The organism is Arthrobacter sp. SDTb3-6, assembly GCF_013376095.1.
Taxonomy (GTDB): domain Bacteria; phylum Actinomycetota; class Actinomycetes; order Actinomycetales; family Micrococcaceae; genus Specibacter.
Genome location: NZ_JAAMFN010000083.1, coordinates 1 through 4,173, shown reverse-complemented (window position 1 = coordinate 4,173; position 4,173 = coordinate 1). Strand labels below are relative to the sequence as shown.

Annotated in this window: 5 protein-coding genes; all 5 read left to right on the top strand. The window is 57.8% G+C overall.

Features of this window, described 5'->3' with window-relative positions; genetic code table 11:
- Positions 1-271 (top strand): hypothetical protein (locus G6035_RS19850; protein ID WP_218063379.1); only part of this gene is annotated, 271 nt, incomplete at its 5' end.
- A gap of 209 nt (positions 272-480) precedes the next feature.
- Positions 481-1,740 carry a hypothetical protein gene (locus tag G6035_RS19265; protein WP_176618715.1) on the top strand — a complete coding sequence of 420 codons (1,260 nt, stop codon included), beginning with the start codon at positions 481-483 and terminating at the stop codon, positions 1,738-1,740.
- A gap of 371 nt (positions 1,741-2,111) precedes the next feature.
- Positions 2,112-2,699 carry a hypothetical protein gene (locus G6035_RS19260; protein WP_176618714.1) on the top strand — a complete coding sequence of 196 codons (588 nt, stop codon included), beginning with the start codon at positions 2,112-2,114 and terminating at the stop codon, positions 2,697-2,699.
- Positions 2,696-3,193: a hypothetical protein gene (locus G6035_RS19255; protein ID WP_176618713.1), complete on the top strand. Its 498-nt coding sequence runs from the start codon at positions 2,696-2,698 to the stop codon at positions 3,191-3,193. Before G6035_RS19260 ends, G6035_RS19255 begins: the two co-directional genes overlap by 4 nt.
- 130 nt (positions 3,194-3,323) lie before the next feature.
- On the top strand, positions 3,324-3,872 hold the full coding sequence (locus tag G6035_RS19250; RefSeq protein ID WP_176618712.1) for a DUF3800 domain-containing protein: 549 nt from the start codon (positions 3,324-3,326) through the stop codon (positions 3,870-3,872).
- The last annotated feature ends 301 nt before the right edge of the window (positions 3,873-4,173 follow it).

Genomic DNA, 4,173 nt, shown 5'->3' with positions numbered 1-4,173 from the left:
AAAATGGCCTCTGACCTGCGGTTATGTTCCGCCGGTCAGAGGCATTCAAGGCCAAAAAACAGCCCAACTCCCCCTTTTCAGCAAAATCTTCTGCCGACTTCACTCCCCCTTTTCAAATGGACTAGCTCCCCTTTTTCGCTCCAAGACAGTCATTGGCGGCATTATCCCGGACGATTGCGGGGCCGCTCAGGCGGTCGAAGTACGTACTCGACTCCGCTGCCGCTGGCCGGTCGACGACACGCTTCGTTGCCCTGAAGTTCTGATGCTCTAGGTGTTGCAGTTAGGGCACGCTCACCGGGCACTAAGTCGGGCGGGGTAACCGCGAATCTGACGCCCGCGGAAACAAGTAGTTTGGGAAGACTTCCGAAGTTGTCTGCAGACGCTCCGGTGGTGGACCGGCTTGCGGTCACGTAACATGCGCTTGTGAGGCACGATGGACTCATGGCTACGCGACCACGAATATCACCCCCGACAGCTACGGTGCTTGACACCCTTGAGAGCACACTTGGTGCTAAGCCGACGCGGCACGAGCTGGCGATGCTCAGTCTCCCCGAGTTGGACCAACTCGCGGGCGTGTTAGATGAGTTCTGGCTGACTCAAGCAAATGAGGCGATCCCTGATGGCGCCTCGCTTGTTGGCGGATGGCGGAGCGCTTACGGGAGTGAGCCATCATTTCGCGAGGATTTGAGTGACTCACTGCTGTATTACCCGAAGTTGCTGTTACTCGACCCGCTTGCCAACTTCTTCGATAATCGATCCGCATTGCCGGCCCCTAGGGGTATCCGTTACAGGCGTTGTGATGGGGTCGACAACGTCCTGCATGCAGGTGCCCAGATCTGGAGTCGAGATGGCTCCTACGAGTCGCTGCGAGAAAGTCCCGTCGCGGCCGCTGCTCGGTTGGCCGGAATTGTCAACAACCTGTATGCCCTCGAGGGACTGATTGGCGATGGCGTAGTCGTACTCCGCAGCCAGTGGCCGATTCTCGCCCGCCGAAGGGTGCAGCTGGAAACTGCTGTACGGCACGATGTTGCCTCGAAGGAGCTCCAGGACTTTATCGCGTCGATCCCGCCGCACACGATCGGTCCGACATCCTGGGACAACCTGCAAGGGCTCTCGTTGTCGCTAAGTGATCCGATTCGTCCCGCTGACGAAAAGTGGCGAGCCGAGCCTTTCTTCTACTACATCGACAAGATGCTCGCGATTGCCGACGCGTTCGACGCGCAATACGTGCCATCGTCAGATGTCGATCTGGCTCTATTGAGGAAAAAGGTCACAGTTGGAGCGCACCGCTTGCACCCTGATGCGATGCTCCGAGAGGTGTCTCGCATCGCGGTGCCGTCGATCGAGGTGCCGGTCCGGCAGGCAGCTGCTATCCGCAAATCGTCGAGCGACTTCGAAGATTGGCGCAGTGCTTTGCGGAACATCCAGCGCGGAGCGTCAGCTGACTCAGCCGACGAGCTGCGGCAGCGCGTCGAAGACGAACTGCGTCCCCGCGTGAATAAAGTGCGCCGCGACCTCGAAAGCTCCTCACTTAAGGACCTCGTGCGAACTGAAGGCACGGGTGTGATCATCGATGGCGCTTTCGGGTTCGCAGTTTCCGCTGCGACCCACCAGCCGTTTTGGGGAGCGACCGCCGCTGTCAGTTCGGGGGTTTTGCAGTGGATACACAAGGCGTACACAAGGGCAAGGCCGACTGGGGCGGATGCTGTGTTGACCACTCTCATACGCGACCCGAGGTAGTAGTGACGGACGGGAGCTCATAGGTCTGGTAGGGGTCCTATCTGATCTAGATCTGTCCCTCGCGTTCGATGGCCATTTGATGATCCTGTCTCTGTAGACATGCGGATTTTGGCGGGGAATTGGAACGATATTTGATTGGTGCCTGCCACGATCCTCCTGGTGTTTCGTGTACTCGTGTGGCGGTGCCGTTGGCATGATCGTGGTTCATGGTTGCATCTTGAATGCCAAGCGGCCAGCCCTGAGTGCATTTGATCGTAGGACAGTGCGACGTATGGGGAAGACGGAGTTTCGGGAGCGGCTCGCTTGTGGCAGTCCGCGCGGGTACCGTTCTGTTCATATTCACCTAAAGAATTGCTCCTGGAAGGAAACCGATGTCTGTTCAACCCGTGTTCTCCAAAGCGCGCCTGAGTGACCATCTGGCTCAGATCATGAAGCGCGCCGTCGACGCCGTTGCCGCTCGTCCATCGTCGGAGATCATCAACGACCCAGAGGATGTAATCCAATCCACCGTGGCCAAGTTCCGAGTCGAGCCCCTGGTTTTCGACTTTGAGAGAATGACTCGTTCGGACCCGCTAGAGACAACGCTCAAGGTGCAGGGGCGTGATTCAGACCGCATCATTGATGTGCCCGCGACCGGCTTCGAATACTCCGTGCCCTTCACCGGAGACCCCGACCTACTGTGGCTTCAGGCATCGACCTTCACCTACGCACCACAACCACGCGTAGAAAAGCGCGATAACACGATCCTGATGAAATTTTCATCGCAGGACATCACCGCTGATTGGGTCAAATCTGAAGTGTCGTCGGCTCGCTCGCAATTAGTACAGGGCGCGGACTGGAGCTCGAGCGAGGTGAGCCAATGGAACGCTAGCCTCGAGGGCGCCGTGGCATCCTCGGTTCGTCAACGTGAAGCGCTCCTCCAGAAGGGTCGCGCGATCGCTGACGAACTCGACTCGTGAACAGCGCTTGGGCGATCGTAGTTGGCGCTATTATCGCCTTGGTCGGTTCGGTCGTAACGCCCTGGATTCGTGAGGCTCTCGAGACAAAGCGGCGCCAAGCCGAGATTGATCGTGAGGACGTACACGTTCGCAAACAAGAGACCGGCGTGGCGATCCGAAACTTGATGGAAGCGTTCATGGAGCAATATACCGCTCGCGGCATTCCGGGTTACGACGCGGCCACGCTTGCAAAGCGCAGTTTGATGACGACGTTGGACCTTGGATTGTTACTTGTCCTGTCGGATTTAGCCATTGCACCCATCGTGTCGTCGGCCGGCGAGGTAATTTCAACGGGGAGCCCGTCCGCACCGAAGGTGATTGACTCTCTCACTTCTGTACTAACTGCGTGGAGGAGAGGCCAGATCTCAGATTGGGAGGCCCTCGATGCATACCGTCGCGATACAGGCTTGGAAGTCTTCGTCGAGAACGAAGAGCGGCATCGGGCATCAGATTGATAGAGATGCTGAGAAATCGATTTACGGATACTCCACGATGAATGGGACGTGCCATACAGGTTCCCGTGCGGACAACCCGATCGTTCTCGCAGCCACTGTTGCCTCGGGCTAGCCGATTACAGTTAACTGGGTGAACCCACTAATCCCCTCCGGCGCCCAAGTCTTCGTTGATGAGTCGAAGTCGAAGGCATACTACGTTGCCGCGTCGGCCATCGCCCCGGCAGATGTCACGACCGCCCGAAAGTCGATCGCGGCCTTGTGCCGGCCGGGACAACGCAGGGTGCATTTCAAAAGCGAGAGTGACAGTTCACGCAATGCCTTCCTGACCGGGGCCATTGCGGCAGGATTGCAGACCAGGCTCTATGTGGCGCGCAACATGGCTGATAAAGCCGCCCGGACGTTGTGCTTGGAACGCCTGCTCGACGACCTGGTCATGGCAGGGGCCAGGAAGCTGGTGCTGGAAAGTGATGAGTCCTTGGAGCAGTCTGACCGTCGAACCATTGCCCAGCATTTACGGCAGTTCGATGAAGGCGGGGAACTTCGCTACATGCATTGCAAGTCGAATGAGGAGCCACTGCTTTGGGTCAGTGATGCTGTCGCGTGGTGCCACCAACGTGGAGGCGACTGGATCCGGAAGGCTGCCCCTCTGGTCCAGGAAATAATCGATTGCAGCCGTTAAACAACGCGAGCCTGGCTCGTCATACCATCCGGAAGACTGCCAAGCTCACTTCGCAGGGCTACTGCCCCTTGCACAGCAAACTCTACCCGGTCTTACATTGATGTAACAACTCTTCCCTGACGTTCTGCGAGGGATTTTGGGGAAGGACGTCAAAGCTAAGCTAAGCCAAGACGACGACAAGTAGCTTGGTCTACCCGCGAGTCGATAAGGAAACGGCGGTCCGCGTCGGCTCATTGGAAACAAATGCTTCGTTGAGGTTCGTCTTACCGGCAGCTACGCAATGGGGCATGCGGGCCCGCCC